The organism is Mesorhizobium tianshanense (assembly GCF_007830515.1).
Lineage (GTDB): Bacteria > Pseudomonadota > Alphaproteobacteria > Rhizobiales > Rhizobiaceae > Mesorhizobium > Mesorhizobium tianshanense.
In genome coordinates, this window is the sequence record NZ_VLKT01000069.1 from 1 (window position 1) to 18,112 (window position 18,112).

19 protein-coding genes and 1 pseudogene are annotated in these 18,112 nt (G+C 59.2%); 8 read left to right on the forward strand and 12 right to left on the reverse strand.

What is annotated here, in order from left to right:
• Positions 1 to 134: pseudogene (locus IQ26_RS33715) on the reverse strand (IS5/IS1182 family transposase); the annotation flags it as partial.
• A 203-nt stretch (positions 135 to 337) separates the two neighbouring features.
• Between IQ26_RS33715 and IQ26_RS33720 the strand changes: the two are divergent.
• Complete coding sequence (locus IQ26_RS33720; RefSeq protein ID WP_145722719.1) at positions 338 to 622, forward strand: hypothetical protein; 285 nt, start codon at positions 338 to 340, stop codon at positions 620 to 622.
• A 37-nt stretch (positions 623 to 659) separates the two neighbouring features.
• Here IQ26_RS33720 and IQ26_RS33725 read toward each other — a convergent pair whose 3' ends face one another.
• The 5 genes from IQ26_RS33725 to IQ26_RS33745 form a co-directional block, all read right to left on the reverse strand.
• Positions 660 to 1,895 (reverse strand): ABC transporter ATP-binding protein, encoded by a 1,236-nt coding sequence (locus IQ26_RS33725; RefSeq protein ID WP_145722720.1) that lies wholly within the window; start codon positions 1,893 to 1,895, stop codon positions 660 to 662.
• 5 nt (positions 1,896 to 1,900) lie between these two features.
• Complete coding sequence (locus IQ26_RS33730) at positions 1,901 to 3,529, reverse strand: glycosyltransferase (RefSeq protein WP_145722721.1); 1,629 nt, start codon at positions 3,527 to 3,529, stop codon at positions 1,901 to 1,903.
• A gap of 236 nt (positions 3,530 to 3,765) precedes the next feature.
• On the reverse strand, positions 3,766 to 4,716 hold the full coding sequence (locus IQ26_RS33735; RefSeq protein WP_162458148.1) for a glycosyltransferase: 951 nt from the start codon (positions 4,714 to 4,716) through the stop codon (positions 3,766 to 3,768).
• A gap of 88 nt (positions 4,717 to 4,804) precedes the next feature.
• Positions 4,805 to 5,650, reverse strand: a complete 846-nt coding sequence (locus IQ26_RS33740) for an ABC transporter permease (protein WP_145722723.1) — start codon at positions 5,648 to 5,650, stop codon at positions 4,805 to 4,807.
• Positions 5,650 to 6,621, reverse strand: a complete 972-nt coding sequence (locus IQ26_RS33745) for a polysaccharide deacetylase family protein (protein ID WP_162458149.1) — start codon at positions 6,619 to 6,621, stop codon at positions 5,650 to 5,652. Before IQ26_RS33745 ends, IQ26_RS33740 begins: the two co-directional genes overlap by 1 nt.
• Positions 6,622 to 6,901: 280 nt before the next feature.
• Here IQ26_RS33745 and IQ26_RS33750 point away from each other — a divergent pair, with 280 nt between their 5' ends.
• Complete coding sequence (locus IQ26_RS33750; RefSeq protein WP_145722725.1) at positions 6,902 to 8,125, forward strand: glycosyltransferase family 2 protein; 1,224 nt, start codon at positions 6,902 to 6,904, stop codon at positions 8,123 to 8,125.
• 88 nt (positions 8,126 to 8,213) lie between these two features.
• Here the strand turns inward: IQ26_RS33750 and IQ26_RS33755 are convergent, their stop codons facing one another.
• From IQ26_RS33755 to IQ26_RS33765, 3 genes are all read right to left on the reverse strand, one after another.
• Positions 8,214 to 9,206 carry a glycosyltransferase family 2 protein gene (locus tag IQ26_RS33755; protein WP_145722726.1) on the reverse strand — a complete coding sequence of 331 codons (993 nt, stop codon included), beginning with the start codon at positions 9,204 to 9,206 and terminating at the stop codon, positions 8,214 to 8,216.
• A 491-nt stretch (positions 9,207 to 9,697) separates the two neighbouring features.
• Complete coding sequence (locus tag IQ26_RS33760; protein WP_322791143.1) at positions 9,698 to 10,177, reverse strand: GFA family protein; 480 nt, start codon at positions 10,175 to 10,177, stop codon at positions 9,698 to 9,700.
• Positions 10,104 to 11,147, reverse strand: coding sequence for an NAD(P)-dependent oxidoreductase (locus IQ26_RS33765; protein WP_322791144.1), 1,044 nt, complete (start codon positions 11,145 to 11,147; stop codon positions 10,104 to 10,106). The genes IQ26_RS33760 and IQ26_RS33765 overlap by 74 nt, the downstream gene beginning before the upstream one ends.
• 15 nt (positions 11,148 to 11,162) lie before the next feature.
• Between IQ26_RS33765 and IQ26_RS33770 the strand changes: the two genes are divergently transcribed.
• Together IQ26_RS33770 and IQ26_RS33775 are read left to right on the forward strand one after the other, a co-directional pair.
• Positions 11,163 to 11,501, forward strand: a complete 339-nt coding sequence (locus IQ26_RS33770; RefSeq protein ID WP_145722728.1) for a winged helix-turn-helix transcriptional regulator — start codon at positions 11,163 to 11,165, stop codon at positions 11,499 to 11,501.
• A 234-nt stretch (positions 11,502 to 11,735) separates the two neighbouring features.
• Positions 11,736 to 11,924: a hypothetical protein gene (locus IQ26_RS33775; protein WP_145722745.1), complete on the forward strand. Its 189-nt coding sequence runs from the start codon at positions 11,736 to 11,738 to the stop codon at positions 11,922 to 11,924.
• A 63-nt stretch (positions 11,925 to 11,987) separates the two neighbouring features.
• Here the strand turns inward: IQ26_RS33775 and IQ26_RS33780 are convergent, their stop codons facing one another.
• Positions 11,988 to 12,890, reverse strand: a complete 903-nt coding sequence (locus tag IQ26_RS33780; RefSeq protein WP_145722729.1) for a VOC family protein — start codon at positions 12,888 to 12,890, stop codon at positions 11,988 to 11,990.
• A 212-nt stretch (positions 12,891 to 13,102) separates the two neighbouring features.
• Between IQ26_RS33780 and IQ26_RS33785 the strand changes: the two genes are divergently transcribed.
• Positions 13,103 to 13,915, forward strand: a complete 813-nt coding sequence (locus IQ26_RS33785; RefSeq protein ID WP_240547376.1) for a class I SAM-dependent methyltransferase — start codon at positions 13,103 to 13,105, stop codon at positions 13,913 to 13,915.
• A 144-nt stretch (positions 13,916 to 14,059) separates the two neighbouring features.
• On the forward strand, positions 14,060 to 14,365 hold the full coding sequence (locus IQ26_RS33790) for a hypothetical protein (RefSeq protein WP_145722731.1): 306 nt from the start codon (positions 14,060 to 14,062) through the stop codon (positions 14,363 to 14,365).
• A 32-nt stretch (positions 14,366 to 14,397) separates the two neighbouring features.
• Here the strand turns inward: IQ26_RS33790 and IQ26_RS33795 are convergent, their stop codons facing one another.
• Positions 14,398 to 15,228 (reverse strand): aldo/keto reductase, encoded by an 831-nt coding sequence (locus IQ26_RS33795; protein ID WP_145722732.1) that lies wholly within the window; start codon positions 15,226 to 15,228, stop codon positions 14,398 to 14,400.
• A gap of 475 nt (positions 15,229 to 15,703) precedes the next feature.
• Here IQ26_RS33795 and IQ26_RS33800 point away from each other — a divergent pair, with 475 nt between their 5' ends.
• Together IQ26_RS33800 and IQ26_RS33805 are read left to right on the forward strand one after the other, a co-directional pair.
• On the forward strand, positions 15,704 to 16,954 hold the full coding sequence (locus tag IQ26_RS33800) for a PQQ-dependent sugar dehydrogenase (protein ID WP_145722733.1): 1,251 nt from the start codon (positions 15,704 to 15,706) through the stop codon (positions 16,952 to 16,954).
• A gap of 70 nt (positions 16,955 to 17,024) precedes the next feature.
• Positions 17,025 to 17,348, forward strand: a complete 324-nt coding sequence (locus tag IQ26_RS33805) for a c-type cytochrome (protein ID WP_240547377.1) — start codon at positions 17,025 to 17,027, stop codon at positions 17,346 to 17,348.
• 418 nt (positions 17,349 to 17,766) lie between these two features.
• On the opposite strand, the gene IQ26_RS33810 is transcribed toward IQ26_RS33805, so the two are convergent.
• A complete protein-coding gene (locus IQ26_RS33810) occupies positions 17,767 to 18,111 on the reverse strand; it encodes a YybH family protein (RefSeq protein ID WP_145722734.1) in 345 nt (114 codons plus the stop codon).
• Position 18,112 lies beyond the last annotated feature (1 nt).

Genomic DNA, 18,112 nt, shown 5'->3' on the forward strand with positions numbered 1-18,112 from the left:
CGCTCCTCCAGCACCGGCCAGTCGATCGCCTGCGCCAGCCGCACCAGCTCGTGCTTCATGTTGATGATCTGATCGAGCCTGGAGCGGAACAGATCCTGCTCTCCCGTCTCGCGCTTCTCGCGTGGCTTGGACATTCGCCGTCCCCTCGATTCGCCGCCGCCGAACCGAGTGAATCACGCTCCGCAGCACAAGGGAATCGCAAAACCAAATTGCAGGAAAACAGCGCTCATAAACCGCCAATCCTGCAATTCAAAAGCCGCTATCCGCCTCAATCAACATGCCAGATCAATGGCTTGCGGATAGTTCACGGTCGACAAGATAGCACCGGGCGGGCCGCGTGAAACGCGCGTTTCTATTCGGGCTCACGGCCCAGCTAATCTTCATTAGCGCGCTCTTTTTTGTTTTTGATGATCTAATGCTTCCAATGACGCGGTCTCCGGTCATTGGCATTGTCGCATTGGGTTTGGGCGTCGCGAGCGCATTTTTCGCTTGGAGGGCGACCCCTCATCCGTCCTGGCTGGTCAAAATCGGGATGTGGATTGCCGGCTTTCTTGCCATCTACGTGGTAATCCCCTTCATCGAAGTCGTCATCGTGCTGATCATTCCGCTTATTTCAAACTGAGACACTACCCCGCCGAAAGCCAGTGCCTCCACGCGCTTCAATCCACCTTAAGCAACTGGGCAGAATGCGACAGTCGCACAATCCCGTGCTCTTTCAGATATGGCCAATAGGAGTCATTGACTGTTGCTGCAACAACGTCGAACGTTAGCAAGTTCTCGCTTGCGAGGTCCGGGTCGTCCTCTGCCCACGCATAGAGAGCCGCTCCAACGCTATAAGTGCCAGGCAACAATCCCAACGATCGCACGCTGAATACGACCTCGACCTGCCCAACTATGTCAAATTGACCAACACCTTCCGCGAGGCTTTCGAGCACAGAGATCAAGTTGCCTTCCTGATCAAAAATCTGGATATGAACCACGCTTCGGTGAAACGAATTCCTCGCGCCCAGCTTCAGCACAAAATCGTAATCGCCGCCAAACTTGAGCTGGTTGCAGCGCTCGCGCGTACCCGGATACACAATAGCCACGTGCATCCAGAGGTCATCATCGCCAACGCGCTCGGATCCATCGCTGCTCGGGGCGGTGTTCGACAGGTACGCATCGATGATCGATGATGCCTCGCCAAAATCCTTCAGAAGGCCGCGGTCCAGATAAATCGCTTTTGTGCAATGCTGCCGAACCATAGCCATGTTGTGGCTCACGAACAGCACGGTCCGACCTTCACCCGCGACGTTCTTCATCGTGCCGAGACATTTCCTTTGAAATTCAGCATCGCCGACAGCAAGCACCTCGTCGACGACGAGAATCTCCGGCTCCAGATGAGCAGCGATCGCGAAGGCAAGCCGAACATACATGCCGGACGAATAACGCTTGACCGGCGTTTCGAGAAAGCTGCCGATATCGGCAAATTTGATGATCCGGTCTAGCTTACGCGTGATCTCGGCCTTACTCATGCCGAGGATCGCGCCGTTGAGGTAGATGTTCTCGATCCCGTCGAGATCCGGATGAAATCCGGCTCCTACCTCCAGCAAGCTTCCGATCCGGCCTCGCATCACTGCCTCGCCCTCATCCGGAGCCGTGATCGAGGTCAAAACCTTGAGCAGCGTGGTCTTTCCCGAGCCATTGCGTCCGATGATACCGCATACGGTGCCAGCCGGAACGGAAAAAGTGATGTCCTTGATGGCGAAGAATTCGTTGAGGGAAGCTTCGGCCTCCCGCGAGCGCAAACGCGCGACAAGTTGTTCGACCTCCTCACGCAATGAGCGCACGCCGATCGCGCCGCGCCGGTAGCGCTTGGAAAGTCCTCGGACCTCAACGGCTGGCAATTCTGTCATCGATCTCAAGCCGTAACATTTGCGGTTCGACTGCCGGGTTGATCCGCGGTCAGCCCGTCCTTCACGACGCGCGCCGTGACAACGACAGGATAGGCGGTATCCCGGACGTCGAGCTTCTGGTCAGAGACTTCTTCCTTGGCGAGTCCCTGGAGAAAACAAACTGCCGCAAAGACGTTGCCGTGGGTTTCGAGCGCCATATTCGCCGTGCTGAAGGATTTCGCAAGCAACTTCGCCAACGCAGCCTGCGTCAATGACCAGAACCACGTGCTGCCCCATTCGCCGCGATCGACCGGGGTGATGCCAGGAACAGTTAACAGCAGCACGCCTCCGGGCTTGAGCGCTTCGGCCAGTGCAGCGACGGCGGCCGACATGTCGAAGATCAGATGAAGTGTTTGCGTGAGGATGATGCAGTCGAAGGCGTTTGACGGCAGGACTCCGGGCTGCGACAGGTCGCCTATGATGGTCGCGTTTGCATTATCGGAATCAACATGCAGCACGTCGCTCTTGACGACATGAGCACCGCCAAAATGCATCGTGTAGCTGTTGTCGCCGATTTCCAGCACGCGGCCATGTATGTCGGCCGCATTCAATTGTAGGAAATTCTCGATATAGTACCGATCTATTGGCTTGCCGCGATCATATCCAAATGAGCGGCTTATCGGCATCGTGCGTGCGAAATCCCCAAACCGCACCGAACCGACGAGCGGAGCCCGCCAATCGGCGCCGGAAGCTCCGAGCAGCCGTTGCACATGCCTGCCGACCTTGCGCTTTATCCTGGATGCCGCCGTTTGCAGCATGATCGGCGGCGACATCTGCAAAGCCTGCCGCAGCATGCGAATAGCTTTGGCGGGCTCGGCGCGGATCGTGCGCAAGGCCTCGGTGGTCAACTCTCCGGTATAGTAGGTCTTCCAGAACCGCCTACCATCGCGGACTGCAAGACGCACATCGTCGTCAACCGGACCTGCCAACTGCTTGTCAAGCACCGACAATGCTGCAGCGAGCATCATCGATCGATTATTCGACATGTTGTCGCCGTGCATGCGGTACTCGGCGACGACATCGCCGTGCGTTACGATCGAACCGCGCCGGGCGATTCGCAAGAATAGCTCATAGTCTTCGCAGAACCGCATTGAAACGTCGAACCCGCCCATGGCCGCGAGCCTCTCCCGCCGATAAACCACGGTCGCATGCATCGCAATGAAGTTTCCCGTCCGCAGTAGCTGAAGATAAGGATCTTCAATAAGCGCGACGTGATGGTTGTCTGACTCGATCGCACCGCTTCCATTGATGAAGCGATGAGCTCCGTAAGCGAGAACCGCATTTGGATGCGCAACCAGCATTCGCACGCCCGCCTCAATGGCGTTCGGAAGGAGACGATCATCCGCGTCCAGAAAGGTGATGTAATCGGATCTGGAAGCCGCCAGTCCGGTGTTTCGGGCGGCCGCGAGCCCGCAATTGTCCTGCCTGATCAGGCGCACGCCTGGATGACGCTCGACAATCGATGCCGGATTGTCTGTGGATCCGTCGTCGACGACAATAATTTCATCCATCGGCCGGCTTTGACGAAGACAGCTCTGAATGGCTTCCTCAAGAAAGCGAGTATGGTTGTAAGTTGTTATGACGACTGCGATCATGAAACAGCCAAATTCTCCTTAGCTTCGCAGAGAGGCAACGGGCTGGTGTTCGTGAAATCCAACGCGACCCTCGGCGTCACAAACAGAATTTTGGCACAGAAATGATGGACACTCGTCAATTTTAGCACGTCGCCCCCAGCGAGGCGATGCGACTTGTCATTCACGTAAAACGGTATCGTCAATATCAGAAATCTCAGGCTCGGTCGCGATCCAATCCGCGACACCGGTCCCGCCCACTATTTCCGTGCTCTCGTCAGCAGCCTGAACACCTTCGACAGGATGCGGCGTGGCGTCAGCCGCCGAGCGAACCGGCGGCCGTCTTCGATGGTGAGGTCAAATCTGTCGCGAAGTGTCAGGGGCCGACGCTGGGCCGGATAGCGCGCAAATGCGAAGCGGAGCGCCCGCTGCAACTTCGGCGTCATCAATCCCGAGGCCGACGCATGCGTCTCAACCCATTCGAGGAAGCCGATGCGAGCAGCATGCGGGCGCAGTCGATCGTAGATGCCGGAAGCAGTCGCCTTGGCCGATGTAGAAGCGAGGTGCTGCCTGTATCGGCCGGTGGGCGTAGATGTCACGAATACCGGATAGCGCAACAGCAGCTTTACCAGAAGGGTCTGGTCTTCGTAGAGCTCGAACGCCTCATCGAAGCCGCCCACCGCTACCAAGGCTTCGCGATGAACCATGATCGAGCAAATGCACGGCACATGAGCCCGCTGGCGCACGATGACCTGATCGAGTAGGTCGGGCGGCATGTGCACACGGTCCGATTGGCGTGGCATCCAGTCGGTCCAGTTCCTGTGCGGCTCATCGGGGAACCACCACAGGGTCGGTCCGTAAAGGACTTTAACGCGAGGATGCGCATCAAAGATCGCAAGTTCCGTCTCGAATTTTTCCGGCTCAAAAATATCGTCGCCATCCAGGAACGTGAAGAACATGCCCGACGCGGCCGCGATTCCGGCATTGCGCGCCGCGGCGGCGCCGCGACGCTGGCCGTTCGATCGAACGAAACGGATTCGCGGATCGCCGGTTGCTGCAGCCACCGCGATTGCAACGCTCCCGTCGGATGATCCGTCGTCAATGAGGAGCATTTCCCAGTCGGTGAAGGTTTGCGCGCGCACGCTTTCGATCGCGGCCGGAAGAAACCGCTCGACATTGAGGAAAGGCGTGATGACGGAGATCAATGGCATCGGCGTCGTGCCCATTGTGCAGAATGCGTGGCGGCCGACGAAAGGCGACCCTCCCTCTCTACGGGGCCGCAAGGGTTGTCATTTCTCTTCACAGCATGTCCATGGCCGTTCGTTCGACGCGTTGAAAGATCACGACGCCGACGAACAGCACGACCGAGGTCGTGACAAGCGCTGCAGCGATTTGTGGCGCACCGACTGCCGAGGTGCCGAAGAAGCACCAGCGCCCTTCATCAATTATGACAGCGAGCGGATTCAGAAATCCGGTCAGCGTCCGGTACTGCTCGGGAATAGCCGAAAAAGGAAAGATGATCGGCGTCACGAACAGCCAGATCTGAATGAAGAACGGAGTCATATGAGCTGTATCGCGGTACTTCGCGGTCGACGCGCCTAGACAAAGCCCAACAGCCAACGAGAACGCCGCGATCTGGATGATCACCAGCGGAAAGAACGCGAGGCGCCACGATAGCCCGTCCACTTTTCCTGTCAGCTGGTACCAGAGCAAGAAGGCCAATGCGACGCCAAGCTGGATCGCCAGGGCCACACCGTTCGACAGCAGCGACGACACGGGAACGACGAGTCGCGGGAAGTAGATCTTGCTGAAAAGGTGACCGTTAGCAATGAAGACTTGGCTCGCGGTGGAGACGACTTGGGAAAAATACGACCACAGCACCAGCGCTGTCAGATAAAAGATTGGCGCGGGATGGCCGCCGGTTGAAATGCCCGCGATACCGCTGATGACGGTGGTCAAGGCTGCCGTAAGCGCCAGGGGCTGCAGGATCAGCCAGGCCGGACCAAGCAAGGTCTGCTTGTAGCGGACTTTGATGTCGCGCATCGCGAACAGGAGCAGCAGATCGCGATAGCGCCACAGGTGCCAGAAATCGAGGTCAAACCAGCCGCGTCGAGGGGTGATAATGGTAGTCTGCTGTGGGTTCATCAGAACAGATGATCCTCGATTTTTCGCAAGAATTTATCCCCTGACCAGTTGCCGACATACAATCGAGGTAGGCGCAGCATGTCTGCCTCGGGCGCAACGCACCCGGCGCGCGTCGTGCATGCGAACTCAAATCCCGCTTCCCTGACGGCAGATACCGACAGAGCGTCATGGTCTCCGAATGGATATGCAAAAGAGAGAACGCGTTTTCCGGTCATTTGCTCACAGGCCGAACGGCCATCGACGATCTCGCGAAGCTGGGTCGCGAAGGAATGGGCCGGAAGCGTGGGATGACTGACAGTATGACCGCCGATCGTTATCAGGTCGTCACTGATGTCACCAACCTCCCCGGGAGTCATAATACAGTGCTCTGGTCTGGCGTCGAGACCAACGCCCGCCCATTTCGCAATGTCTTCGAGGTGTGCGTTCTGTCGCTCATACGGCAGCGTTCGGAGCGCCGACCACACCTCCCGGTAGACTTTGTCACGGCCGGCCTGATCCACCATCTTCGGGATAAGCCAGTGATGCCTGCCTCTCTCGGTCGTGATGTCGAGTTGGTCAGGCAGTTCAGGCGTCTCAAGACAGATGCGCGTGAGCGCATCCCACCAGAATTCTCTGCCGCTTCCGATTGCTCCCGTCGCAACAAACAGCGTCATCGGGCAGTCGTGACGCTGTAGGATCGGGCGAGCGTTCTTGTAGACGTCGTGATAGCCGTCGTCAAAGGTGACAACCGCAAGCGGTTTGCCTGGCTTTCCCCGTGCGATGACATCAAACAGTTCATGCAAATGCACCACCCGCCGGCTCCGCGTCAGCGCTTCGATTTGTTCGTCGAACCTCGCCGGATGGACGGCTAGCCCCCACGGGTCGACGGCGATATCTGCAACGCGATGGTACATCAGTATGATGGGAGAACGGCGCAGGCGTCGACGCCGCACCAGCCGACCAAGCTGCAGGAGAACGCGCGGGATCACCATCGGTCTCCCGCCGCAGGAACCGTAAAAATCACGCCCATGCCCGATCGCGGATGCCATCCCGATCGGCAGAAACGCGATACATGTGAGTGCTCAAGCATATAGCTGATGGCAATGAGACCATGAGGCCAAGGGCACGGATGTGAGCGAAATGAAAGGAAGCATGAAGGCATCCATAAGTTTGGGCGGATTGAAACCAGCATGTTAGCACATGGCGCCGCCGTAAGTGCGAAAGACCGGGCGAATTCTCGGACGTTGAAGTAGCCGGAGGGAGAGGCACGGCTTGATACCATCCCGCTCGGGCATGCTAATATTTAGGCTGGTGGCGCTCCCGTCTTTCTCTCATCCTTCATCAAAAGCAGGTTTTTTCGATATGCAACCCGCAGTTTCCGTCATCATTCCTGCTTACAATGCGGAAAAGACTATCCGACACACCCTCCAGTCGGCCGCCTCGCAAACTTTCAAACAGCTAGAGATCATAGTGGTCGATGACGGGTCGACCGACCGGACCGCTGAGGTCGTCGAGGCATTTGCAACCAGTGATCCGCGTATTTCTTATCTGAGACAGCAGAACCAAGGGGTTGCTGTCGCCAGAAACCTGGCAATTCATGCGGCGAAGGGTGAATTTATAGCGCCACTTGATGCGGATGATGTGTGGCACCCGACAAAGCTGGAAAAGCAGCACAGCCTCTTTCAGTCGCGGCCGTCTCTCGGCCTTGTCTACGCATGGTATCGGGTCATCGATGATGATGATTGGGTGATCGAATGCTCCCCGCCAATTCATGCTCGCGGGGACGTCCACAACTGGCTGCTGGTTGAGAATTTTATCGGCAATGCAAGTTCACCGCTAATCAGGCGATCAGTTCTTACGGCAACCGGGGGATACGACCCGTCGCTCAGAGCAGCAGGCGCCCAAGGAGCCGAAGACTTGCAGATGCAGCTCAACATTGCCGCTATCTGCGATTATGATGTCGTTCCTGAGTATCTGATTGGTTACCGGCGATCACCATCTTCCATGTCGACCAGGTATGTCGTCATGCTGGCATCGCACCGGATCGTCCTTGAAACAGTCCGCACGCGACATCCCAAGCTAGCGTCTTTCTTGTTTCGTTGGTCCGATGGCGTGGCCTCAGCGTATTATGGCATCGAAGCCGCCCGCACGTCGCCAGGCGCGGCCATCGCTCCGCTTGTCCATGCAACACGGATCGATCCGGCCGCGCTGTTTCATGTCTTCGCAAAGCCGTTTGCACAAGATTTGTGGCGGCGGCTGCGTCGCTTTGTGCGGAGACTGCTTGCCGTTAAACAGCGCATGGTCCCGACCTCACCGCATTCCATCTGTACCTCAGGGCGTTTTTTCGACGCCGATCCGACCTTCATCTGCCAGCCATTTCCTCCGGAGTGGCTTCGAAGGCGAGTCCAGGTGGCCCTCAAGACGCCGACGCCGCGCCAGCTTCGCGAGTCAGGTCCGAGGAGTATTGATCCGTCCGCTCCCGAAGGCGGCGCTTAAGGTCTTAAACACAAACCCCCGTGATCTGAGACCGGCTGAAATGGCAGGTGCAGCCGCCGCAACCGCTCGAACAGTGAGGCGCTCACATTCACCAGCTGGTCTCTTCATAAAGCGGACGGAACTTGGCGTTCTTGTTGCGCATCCGTTTCACTCCAACCTTGATCCAGCGAGGAACCAACCTGGCCCTGCAGTAAACGTCCACCATGTTGGGCAGGCGAGAGATCGCCGTGCGCGGATCCAGGACGAAGAGTTTCCTCGATAGGTTGCAGGCGGCGTAAAGCCGCCCGCCGATCAAAGCTCTCACCGCAAGCCAACAAATCATGTCGACCAGATGGGCATCGAGATCGCTGCCGAACTGCGGATATTTTTCGCGAAACTCGGCAAGAACAATCTCACAAGAACGAAGCATCTGCATGACATCGCTCGACATGTTGACGTTCGTTATCCGGTAACCCACGAGATGCTGAGGCACGACGCGGAATTCGTAACTTTCCGCTATTCTGAGGCACATCAGAAGATCCTCGCAACCTTGCGCATTCCTGACCCTCAGGGAAGGATCGAATTGTCCCGCCCGCTCGAATGCGGAGCGACGCACCAGCATCGAACTTCCGTTGCCGACAAAATTCATTCTGCACATCCGTTGCAGAACGCTGCCATCGGCATCGGGCCGGTATAGTGAGAATACCCGGCCGTCCTCGTCGATCTGTGCAAACCAGCAATATGCCAGGCCCGCCGAAGAGCCACCTTCCTGGAGGGCGCGTAGTTGCAGCGCGATCTTGGATGGGGCCCAGAGATCATCCGCGTCGACAAACGCCAGAAACTCCGCATCGGTAGAGGCCGCACCGCTGTTGCGAGCCTGCGCGACACCGGCGTTCGACTGCCTCATAAGACGTATACGCCGGTCTTTCGCAGCACAGGAAGCCACAATCGAGGCGGACTGGTCCGTCGACCCGTCGTCCACCACGACAATGTCCAGCGCCTGATGGTCCTGCTGGCAGATGCTGGTCAAGGTGGCGCGAATGGTCCGCTCGGCATTGAACATCGGCACCACCACGCCCACCGTGGCATTGTCCTGGATCATTGGAGCCTTCGTTTTCTCTGCAAGAACTGGTGAACAACGGATGGCGCCAGCATTGCAATCAGCACCGCTCTTCCATGATCGGGGCGAATTCGAGGCAAATCAGGTCAGTCATTCTATTAGTCTGGCCTATCGTAGCTAGCGCATGCGGATCGTGACGAAGCAACACCAAGTTCGAAAAGCAGACACAAGGATCCGTCGCGTAACGCCTCCTTATTAGCCTTTGCTGAATGAGCCGGTCAACTGCCGCCGCGCCGCCGAGAGCCTGCCGGCGGCCGCACGACCATAGTCAACAGCCATCACCACGGCACTATCTCGTTCTGTAACGACGTGGTGATCCCGAGCCATGGCCGTGTGAAAAAGCAGGCGCCTTTCGCCGCTCTGGCAACGCCAGCATGAATGAACTTTGTCAGCATGAACCGCTGGAGTGATGAGGATCAACTCACGATAACGAGCCTGCCGCAAGCCAGACGTCGCGCGTGATGGTCCGCTTCTCAAGAGGCGGCGGCTTCGGGCAAGCCTTCCAGACAAAGCCATTTGTGCTTTCGGCCAGGCCAATGAAGCATTGCCGGGGGCGGCAATTCCGGGTCCTCCAGACAGCCGACCGATACCGACAGCGCATCCTTCAGCCCTTCTGCCCGCATGAAGACGACCGACCCGCACTTGGCGCAGAACGTCTGCTCCAGCCATTGTCCCGACGAGCCGGTTCTGCGCCAGGATCTGGTCTCGCCTTTCCGGCCGACGAGGGCGGAGTCGGGGTAGATGGCCCGATACGAGAACGCCGCCCCGGTGCATCGCTGGCATTCCATGCAACTGCACGCATAGACGCGTCGCGGTTCTCCCGCGAGGACAAGTCCCACGCCCCGGCACGAGCAGGTCGCGATCCGTCTCGTCTTGCCACTATGCATTCGTTGCCTCCCCGTTCTGGGGCGGCGAGCCATTTCGAAACAGGGGCGCGAGAGATGCGAAATCATCTTCCATGCGTCCGAGCGAAAGCGCCTGCCGAAAGATCATGTCCATGGCGCGCGGCATGGCCGCGTTGAGCCCTCGCTCCTCGCAGGCCTCAAGCAGGTGCCGGAAGGCGCTGTAATGGGCACCCAGTGACGCCAGCGTTGCGTCGTCGCCGGCAAAACGGCGTGCATTTGTTCTGTCGACCAGGTCGAACAGAGCGGCATCGACGACCGGCTTGAATGCGGAGAGATGGCTCTTGAACGTCTCCAGGTCGAGACCTTCGGCCTCGGCGACAGCCATGCCCTGGAGTGCTCCGAAAAGCCCGCCCCACATCTGGGTGAGCAGGGCGGTATCAAGCGCGGAGGCCTGGCCCGCCAGCTCGCCGACATAGCTCGTGCCGCCGCCGAGCGCGGAAAGCAGGGGCTTGTGCTTCTCGTAAACGTCGCGGGAACCCGAATAAAGCAGTGCGGTCTCGGATTTGCCGATAAAATTCGGAGTGGCCATGATCGCCCCGTCCAGATATCTGGCACCATGTGCCTCCACCCAGCGAGCTTCTTCACGGGCCAGACGCGGCGAGCCGGAGGTGAGTTGTACGACGGCTTTGCCGGCCAAAACCGAACCGATGCCATCCCGCTTCAGCAAAGCGTCGCTGGCGGCATAATCGAGGACATTGATGATCACGACGTCGGCCGCGCGGATTCCATCCTCCACGGAAGGGGCGACCTTCGCGCCCAGAGCCGCCAATGGCTCGCACTTTGCCGCGGTCCGATTCCAGACCCATGTCGAGTAGCCGCGGTCGAGCAGCGTTCGAGCAATGGACGAGCCCATTCGGCCCGCGCCGAGCACGCAGACATTTGATGTCATAATAACGTCTCCGATAGGACAATGGCCCTCTCGACGAGGGTCCGTTTCGTGTTTGGCGCGCTCGATCCGAAGATATAAATTCCTGCTGCGTTGAGAAGTACGCACCTTGAGGTAAGCTATCGCCATCATGACAGGAGCTGCCAAATGAGGCGCAAGGAACCAGACAGCTGCGGTTTTGCTGCCGCGCTGCAGGCCATCGGCGGAAAGTGGAAAACCTCGCTGCTATGGGAACTGCACCTGCGGCCATACCGCTTTGCGGAACTGCGCCGATTGTTGCCTGGCGTCAGCGAGAAGGTGCTCACGCAACAATTGCGGCAGATGGAAGCCGACGGGCTGATCAGCCGGCGCGTCTATGACGAGGTGCCGCCTCGCGTGGAATACTCGATCACGCCGCTCGGCTTTAGCCTGAACGACGCGGTGACAGTCATGTCGGCCTGGGGCAAGCACCACGAGACATGGAAATCCCAGCGTGAAGCGGCCTGACCCGGGGCATCAGCACCGATCCGGCGACATTCAAGCAAAAACCCGCCCCGGTCTCCGGAGCGGGTCTGTTGCCTGAGGCGGAACTCAAAACATGGCCGCGTTGGCGATGATCGCCGCGGCACTATGAAGATCAGGTTAACCGGCAAATTTGATTTAAATGCGCCTGTGGATATTGGCTTTTGGGTAAGCCGAACCGACCATGTTTGCCGAACGGCGGGCAATAAGGAGAAGCTTATGAAAAGCGACTTTGCCGCCGCACACCTTCATCTTGAACGAGCCTGCCACTACCTGCGCGGCGACGATGAGACGAGCAGCCAAACCCGTGCTGCCCTGGATCCTCTGATCGATGCAATTGTCGCAGCTCAGTACAAGCGCCCGCCCGGAGAGGTCGTGGAATTTCCCAAAGTGGCAAAGCGACGATAGTCGGCGATCTCTAGAAAAGCTCGGATTGCCGGAAGCGGCTTTTCGGACCGATGAAGCTACCAATCAATCGACTGCGGCTACCATCCGCAGTCGATTTCCTTCCGGATCGGAGACGTCCAGTACTCGTCCCGTCTGCCTGGCGGGCACATTGGCATGGCGCAGCCGTTGCGCGACGGCTGCCATATCCTCCCAGGAAGGAAGCACCACCGTGAAATGCTCGAGGCCCGCCGAACCCAGCGGAGGTTCCTCCAGTTCGCTGCCGGCCCAGATGTTGAATGCGACCATGTGCCGGCGTTCGTCTGTGCCGCAGTCGAACAATCCGAACGATCTGGACTGAATGTGCGACTTGAAACCAAGCACGCCCAGGTAGAACGCCATCAGCGTTTCGGGCGAGCGTGCGCGCATATGGATGTGGCCGATGAAGGCATCCGCCGCCAGCGGCACTTCGAAACCGCCCGCAGTGTCAAGCTCGAGCAGCAACCGGTCGAGGTCCAGCGGCTCGAGGCCGGAATGCGCGGTGCCGTCCCTCGCAAGAAGCGAGACGCTGCCGTCGGCCGTCACCGCGCTGGAGGCGAAGCGATCAGGCGTATCGAAACAGATCTCGATGCCGTTGCCGGATAGATCTGAGAGATACAGGGATTCTGATACGAGGTGATCCTGGGCGCCATGCCTGACGCCTGATGCCCGAAGCCGGGCGGCAACGCGGGCCAATTCCTTGCGCGTCGTTACGTGGACCGCGACATGAAAAAGACCGCGCGACTTTGGCGGCAGGGCGGTCGTTGCTCCAGCATGCAGCACAATCAGAGACTTGCCGTCGACGCCGAGATCGGTCATCCCGCCATCATTGGCGAGGACGGCGAGACCGACCACGTCACGCCAGAGCGGCAAGGCAGCTGGAATATCGATGACACGCAGATGAGCCGGGCCGAGACGGGTGGCGGCGGCCAGCAGATCTTCGTTCTTCATCGAACACCGTCCGGATTGCAGCCCGAGAAGATTAACCCCGAACGGTATGGTTGTCTTGCGCAAAGTTCGGGTTGACCGCTGCTGGTGGGCGGAGAGCCATTCGAGGCATCCCAGTACGACCCGGATCACACTTTCCTGGACCTCTGTTCCTGGAATCGAGACGGGCGTATTCTTGCTGCGGTCCAATGCTCTGAAATTATCTCGGGGAGGAGATGGCGATGGCTGAGGCGACACGTCACGACGCTTGGCAGGCCGGGGATAGCTACGACCTCTACATGGGGCGATGGAGCCGTCAGATCGCGCCACAGTTCCTGGATTGGCTCGATCCGGCGGAGGGGCTGGATTGGCTGGAGGTGGGTTGCGGAACCGGGGCGCTGTCCGCAGCCATCCTGGCGCGCTGCAATCCCAGGAGCCTGGTGTCCATAGACCCGTCGGAGGGTTTTCTCGCCAAGGCGCGTGCAAACGTGCCGGATAAACGTGTCGAGTTTCTCGCAGGCGATGCGCAGGCGCTGGCCGTCGAATCGGCCAGCAAGGACATGGTCGTGTCGGCGCTCGTTCTCAACTTCATTGCGGACAAGGAGAAGGCGCTCGCGGAAATGATGCGGGTGGCCCCCAGCGGAGCGACGGTTGGGTTCTACGTATGGGATTATCCCGGCGGCGGGGTGGAATTCATGCGGGCCTTCTGGACCGCTGCGACGGCGCTTGACCCCGGTGCTGGCGACCTTACCGAGGACAGACGCTTTCCGTTCTGCACACAAGATGGATTGACCGATCTCGCCAAGAAGGCCGGCCTGGTTTCCGTCGACTGTACCCGGATTGAAATGCCGGCTGTATTCAAGGACTTTGAGGACTACTGGCACCCCTTCACCCTTGGTGCAGGGCCGGCGCCCGGCTATTGCATGAGTCTCGAACCCGCAGCTCGCCAGAGATTGATGGAGAGGCTCCGCGAGAGTCTGCCGCGCGGCGAGGACGGGTCCATTCCCCTGAAAACGAGAGCCTGGGCAGTCAAGGCCAAGGTTCGCTGATGACCGCGAGCCCACGTCGCGCGCCAGACCGGCAGGCCCGCCACATATAAGCTGTCCTGCGCAAAGTTCGGGTTGACCGGCCTTGTACGCGAAGAGACTATTCGTCCAGCCGAGGTCGTCATGCCGGCGTCAGGAGGAAATGCGATGGACGAGCCCGATCGGTGGCGTCACATGTCGAGTGCGCCAAGGGATGGCAGCCGAATCCTTGTCACGGTTCGGAGTTCCGAACAGGGGCCGGCGGAAGTCGACCTGGCTTACTGGTCTCGAGCCGACCAGTTCGGCAGCGAAGGGTGGCGTGCTTCCGACTCGTCGCCTGGACGCGTGGTTGAATATGCCGAACCCGAGCTAAAGTGCTGGATGCCGCTGCCGACAGCCAATCTGAGCAAGGGTTCATTGCCCAGCCCCTGGGACGAAGAAGATGTCCCGCTGCTGGACGGGTCGGGGATATGAGGCTGGTCGACGCGTGACCAGCCTCAGGTCCGTCAGAACAGGAATGCTGCCGTGGCGGGGTTCGCCCCGGTGCGGCCGCCTGATGAATCCATGCCTCGAATGAGCTCGAGGTCTTCCGCGTCCAACTCGAAATCGAAGACATCGAAGTTGGTGGCGATGCGGTCCTGGTGGACAGACTTTGGAATGACGATCAGCCCTTCCTGAAGGTGCCATCGGATGATCGTCTGCGCCACGGACTTGCGATGTTTTCCTGCGATCTTCTCAAGGGCCGGATCGCTCAGCAGCCGGCCGCTGCCCAGCGGGCTCCAGCTTTCGATGCGGATGTCGTGCTTGATATGGAATTCTCTGACGTCGCGCTGTTGAAAACGGGGATGGAGTTCGATCTGGTTGACGACGGGTGTGACTCCGGTCTCGCCGATGATCCGCTCCAGATGATTTCGATTGAAGTTCGAAACGCCGATCGACTTGATCCGGCCGGATTGCCTGAGTTCGATCAGCGTCTTCCACGCCTCGACGTATTTGTCCTGGCTGGGCACTGGCCAGTGGATCAGAAACAGGTCGATCTGTTCGATCCCGAGCTTGTTCATCGTCTCGTCGAAAGCCCGAAGCGCGGCGTCACGCTGATGGGCGCCGTTGCGCAGCTTCGAGGTGATGAACAATTCGCTTCGCGCCACGCCAGCCGTGCGGATCGCTTGCCCGACGCCTTCCTCGTTCTGGTAGCCTTCGGCGGTGTCAATCAATCTGTAGCCGGTCTGGATCCCCCAACTCACGACCTGGGCCGTAATGGCCGGATCGACTTGCCACACGCCAAGGCCGAGCCGGGGAATGGCGGAGCCGTCGTTCAATGGTATCTGTTCGGGCATATTCACGTCCTTCTGCAACGGAGTTCCCCGCCCAGCGCACAGTCTATCTAGGCGCGGCGGACGGCAAGGCGAGTCGACGGGTGACAAAGTGCGGCGCGAGGCCCCGCTGTCGAACCAACGGCGAAGGACTAATCCGCACGTCTGACCGCGCGAGGTCACGGACCGGCCTTCCCGGCGCGGTCGGTCGAGGAGAGGGCGGTTGCAAGCCTCGGCCCAGGTGCCTCTCAATCCGATCGGGTCGCGACCAGCTTGGCGTTCATCATTGGTGCCCGGTGAGCCGACATGTTATGCTGTGGCGGCAAACCAGTTGCCGTCCCAAGAGATCGTCAGGTGGGTTGAGTTATGCAACGTTTTCGGTCGTCAAGCCCGACCGGCAGATCATGCTCGGCGCTGGTAATTTCGCACAAAGCAACCGCCCGCAATGTTGTATCTAGATACCACAGATGCCGCAAAGCTGGCCACGTGGGAGGATATCGTGATCAAGAAACTCGCTTTCGTTTTGACATGCGCTGCCACCTTTTGCGTAACGTCCGCCTTTGCGCAGGACACCAATCTCGAGAAACTCGGCGGCTTCAAGACTACCGGCACACCGATGATGGAGCCGATCCCGCAGACGGGGGAAAACGCCGAAGCCCTCAAGGCGATTGCAGCGAAAGTCAAAGTCCCAGATGGCTTCAAGATCAGCCTCTATGCCATCGTTCCCGACGCGCGTCACATGGCCGTGGGACCACAGGGTGTGGTGACGTTCGTCGGTACCCGCAAGGAGCTGGTCTATTCCATGACCGACCGCAACAAGGATCGCGTCGCCGATGATGTGAAGGTCTTCGCGCCTTCGATCAAAATGGCAGTCCCGAACGGCGTCTGTTTCTCCAGGGATGGCCACCTCTACCTCGCCGAACAGAACCGCGTCTTGTGGTTCCCGGCCGCCGAGTTTTTCTACGAAGGCCCCGACGTCGCGGCTTTCGCCATCGTCAAGCAGGGCGAACTGATACCCGCATCAGATGAGAGCTACAATCACACGGCCCGAACCTGCCGCATCGGTCCCGATGGCCGCCTCTATATCACCATCGGCCAGCCCTTCAACGTGCCGGCGCCCGAAGTACTGCCGGAGTTTCAGAAACTGGGCATCGGCGGCATCATAAGCATGAAACAGGACGGTTCCGACCGTAAAATCTATGCGCGCGGAATGCGCAATCCCCTCGGTCTGGATTTCAATCCAAAGGACAAGACACTTTGGGTGAACGACAACCAGGTCGACGGCATGGGCGACACCATCCCCCCGGGTGAAATGAACCATGTTACCGGACCGGACCAGAATTTTGGCTTCCCCTGGTATGGCGGCGGCAAGACCCGTACGGTTGAGTACAAGGACGCCACAGTGCCCGAAGGCGTGATCTTCCCAGAGGTCGAGCAGGAAGCTCACGCCGCCGACCTCGGCCTGTCGTTCTATACCGGCAAGCAGTTCCCCGAAAAATACCGGGGCGGCATCTTCTCCACCCAGCACGGTTCGTGGAACCGCGTCGACCCAGTGGGCGCGCGGGTCATGTTCACCTCGCTCAAGGAGGACGGCACGGCGGGCAAAACTGAAGTGTTCGCTGAAGGCTGGCTGAACGAGAATGGTGAGTATCTCGGCCGTCCCGTCGATGTTCAGGTGCTCAACGACGGTTCGCTGCTGGTGTCCGACGATCTGGCCGGGGCCATCTGGCGGATCTCCTACGGCGACTGAACGACTTCGCCAGGCGGCGGACATTTGCTGCCGCTGCCTGGCTCATTCCTATGGATACAGGAGTTTCGCAGTGCGAGGTTTGATCGTTAGTCTGGCTGTGCTCCTTGCCTGTTCGTCTCTTGCGGAGGCCGGAGGTGACGCCGCTCGGGGCAAAAAAATCATGCTGAAGTGCCAAGTTTGCCATGGCAAGGATGGCATCGCCAAGCTGCCCGAGGCGCCGAACATAGCCGGGCAAAAGGAAACGTATCTTGTCAAGGCGTTGATGGCCTTCAAGGCAGGCGAGCGTAAGAACGAGCAGATGACTGTCGTGACCAAGAGCTTGAGCGATGAGGATATAGCGAATGTCGCCGCCTATTATTCATCGATCAAGATCACCGTTCAGATTCCGCCCTGAGACCAAGGCGCGTCGCGTGCTTCTGCGAACCGATATTTCACGCTACGAGGCGGCCTTGAGTTGGCGTGGAGGAAACGGTCCGCAATGGGCGGACACATTGGAATTCTGGGCTGCGCCGAATGCTGCGAACGAGCAGGCCGCCACCGCCCATCTGACCCTCGAGGGGACCCGCGACCAGTACGTCGCCCACCCGAGATCGCGGCGCGGATCGATCCAGGCCGTTGGATTGAGGACTGGCGGATCATGTGTCTGCCGGGACGGCTTGATCTGCAGAAGGCGCTCTTGGCCGACTACGGCCGATATGTCGACCGGTTCGGGGAGGTGGCTGACTACCTGGCGGCGGTCATGCGGCCAGTATAGCCGCCCGCACCATCGATCATCAGTTTCTTGATGTCGGTACTGCCCAATGTCAGGTAGCTCATTCGAGATCGGCGTCGATGCGCACAATCAATCCATCGGCATTGACCGACATCTCCAGCAGTCCGATCTCATGACCGAAGTCGCCGGTGAAATCGACCCGCACACGCGCATGGTTGTCGCCGAGACTCTCGATCGACAGAAAGCGGGTGACCGTGTGATAGCCGACGAAATACTGCTCCAGGTAGTCACGGATACCCGCATGGCCAACGAAGCGATGGCCTGTCGACGGGTCGTCGATCACCGCATCGGTAGTGAACAAGGCCAAGACGGCTTCGACTTGGAACGCATTGGTGGCGCCGATCAACGCATCCACCGTTGCCTGCAGGGAGTTGCTTTCGGTCATG

Bases quoted from the DNA above. Each gene is read 5' to 3' on its own strand.
- IQ26_RS33725 (WP_145722720.1), bottom strand. From the start codon at position 1,895: ATGACAGAATTGCCAGCCGTTGAGGTCCGAGGACTTTCCAAGCGCTAC.
- IQ26_RS33730 (WP_145722721.1), bottom strand. From the start codon at position 3,529: ATGATCGCAGTCGTCATAACAACTTACAACCATACTCGCTTTCTTGAG.
- IQ26_RS33735 (WP_162458148.1), bottom strand. From the start codon at position 4,716: ATGCCATTGATCTCCGTCATCACGCCTTTCCTCAATGTCGAGCGGTTT.
- IQ26_RS33740 (WP_145722723.1), bottom strand. From the start codon at position 5,650: ATGAACCCACAGCAGACTACCATTATCACCCCTCGACGCGGCTGGTTT.
- IQ26_RS33745 (WP_162458149.1), bottom strand. From the start codon at position 6,621: ATGGTGATCCCGCGCGTTCTCCTGCAGCTTGGTCGGCTGGTGCGGCGT.
- IQ26_RS33755 (WP_145722726.1), bottom strand. From the start codon at position 9,206: ATGATCCAGGACAATGCCACGGTGGGCGTGGTGGTGCCGATGTTCAAT.
- IQ26_RS33760 (WP_322791143.1), bottom strand. From the start codon at position 10,177: ATGATTTCGCATCTCTCGCGCCCCTGTTTCGAAATGGCTCGCCGCCCC.
- IQ26_RS33765 (WP_322791144.1), bottom strand. From the start codon at position 11,147: ATGATGGCGATAGCTTACCTCAAGGTGCGTACTTCTCAACGCAGCAGG.
- IQ26_RS33770 (WP_145722728.1), top strand. From the start codon at position 11,163: ATGAGGCGCAAGGAACCAGACAGCTGCGGTTTTGCTGCCGCGCTGCAG.
- IQ26_RS33775 (WP_145722745.1), top strand. From the start codon at position 11,736: ATGAAAAGCGACTTTGCCGCCGCACACCTTCATCTTGAACGAGCCTGC.
- IQ26_RS33780 (WP_145722729.1), bottom strand. From the start codon at position 12,890: ATGAAGAACGAAGATCTGCTGGCCGCCGCCACCCGTCTCGGCCCGGCT.
- IQ26_RS33785 (WP_240547376.1), top strand. From the start codon at position 13,103: ATGGCGATGGCTGAGGCGACACGTCACGACGCTTGGCAGGCCGGGGAT.
- IQ26_RS33790 (WP_145722731.1), top strand. From the start codon at position 14,060: ATGGACGAGCCCGATCGGTGGCGTCACATGTCGAGTGCGCCAAGGGAT.
- IQ26_RS33795 (WP_145722732.1), bottom strand. From the start codon at position 15,228: ATGCCCGAACAGATACCATTGAACGACGGCTCCGCCATTCCCCGGCTC.
- IQ26_RS33810 (WP_145722734.1), bottom strand. From the start codon at position 18,111: ATGACCGAAAGCAACTCCCTGCAGGCAACGGTGGATGCGTTGATCGGC.